We start from the raw sequence: 1,316 nt of genomic DNA, 5'->3' as shown, positions 1-1,316 counted from the left end.
ACTAGTGTCCCATTAAAATTGGGACGTTATTAAAAATTAAACAAATTTGGCTCATTAAGTCTAAAACGTTCTTTGTCATATTGAAATTTAGTTCTCTCAAATAGGTCTCGAAGATGAGTTTTATCTGTTAAAGATATACTCAATATCTGCAAAACCTCATATGTACTTCTGTTAAGTTGCATGTCTTTTTGGACGATTGCTACCAAACAATAAGTGCACATCGCAGCGTAGATTTGAATTCGAACAGCATTTTCAGTAGTTCCCCAGAATTTCTTGACTTTTAGATGTTGCTTTAGCCACTTGAAGAAAAGCTCGACTTGCCAGCGGTTCTTGTAAAGGTCAGCAACTTGAAGTGCAGAAATGTGCAACGCATTGGTGAAGAATACAAACTCACGCTTTTGTTCTTCATCCCAATATTTGACCAATCTAAGATATTCCGGATAGTATTGTTTAGGATAAAAACCTGTCAATTCAATTGTTAGATCTGAAAGTACGTTCTTGGACAATCTTCGTTTCCATCTGATTATCTTGTATTGAAGATTCTTTTTTGCCCTTACAACGAAGAAAGCTCCGATTTGATGAATCTTATACAACATCTTGAAGTGATTATATGCACGGTCAAATATGTAATATGAGCCTGGTTCATAAGGGATTTCTTTCATTGCTGTTGAGTCGTGGACAGAAGCTTCCGTGATATGGAAAAATGCTGGTATCTGTGTCTCCACATCATATAATGTATGCACTTTGATTCCACCTTTTTTCTTACGAAACTTCGCCCACCAGAATATCGAAAGGCACAAGTCAATCGTCGTTGAATCAAAAGCATAGACATTACCTTCAAGCTTGAAGATGTCAGCAACTCGTTTCTGTCTGGCTTCGTTTACCAGATAGTAAGCATACTCTTCAAAGATATGATAGTCTCTGTCTTGGTTGGCTCTGGCCAGAGATGATTTTGAAACATTCTTGCCCAAGCCTAAATGATAAGATTTGGAGTGATGAGCGTCAAGTGCAACAATCAAATCTCTAAGACTTTCACGATTTGTTAATTGCCCGAACATCAGAGAAAGCAGTTGGTTCCAACAAGTGAAATGTTTTACATATTTGTCTCCTTTGTATTTGGCAACAATACGATTGAATTTGCTTCTATTCAGAAACGAGACCAGTTGAGCGAAAACGTATTTGTCTTGATACATATGCAATCAGATTAATCTGATGCAAAACTAAAAATTCAAGTCCGTTCGCTCGAAAAACGTCCGCAACTAACTAAATTTCAAACTTTTCAAAGAGCTTTTTTAGATTTTAATGGGACAGTAATG

1 protein-coding gene is annotated in these 1,316 nt (G+C 36.6%); it reads right to left on the bottom strand.

The genetic code is table 11. The features are described 5' to 3' along the window. Positions 1 to 29: 29 nt before the first annotated feature. The gene (locus tag B5X70_RS17735; RefSeq protein WP_079559237.1) at positions 30 to 1,193 is read right to left on the bottom strand and encodes an IS4 family transposase; all 1,164 of its coding nucleotides are present in this window, start codon (positions 1,191 to 1,193) and stop codon (positions 30 to 32) included. Between the last annotated feature and the right edge of the window lie 123 nt (positions 1,194 to 1,316).

It is taken from the genome of Alkalitalea saponilacus (assembly GCF_900168165.1).
In the GTDB taxonomy this organism is placed as follows: domain Bacteria; phylum Bacteroidota; class Bacteroidia; order Bacteroidales; family Marinilabiliaceae; genus Natronoflexus; species Natronoflexus saponilacus.
The sequence above is the reverse complement of the archived record's forward strand: the minus strand, read 5'-3'. Positions and strand labels throughout refer to the sequence as shown.

Coding starts and splice junctions, on each gene's coding strand:
- B5X70_RS17735 (WP_079559237.1), bottom strand. CDS start 1,193: ATGTATCAAGACAAATACGTTTTCGCTCAACTGGTCTCGTTTCTGAAT.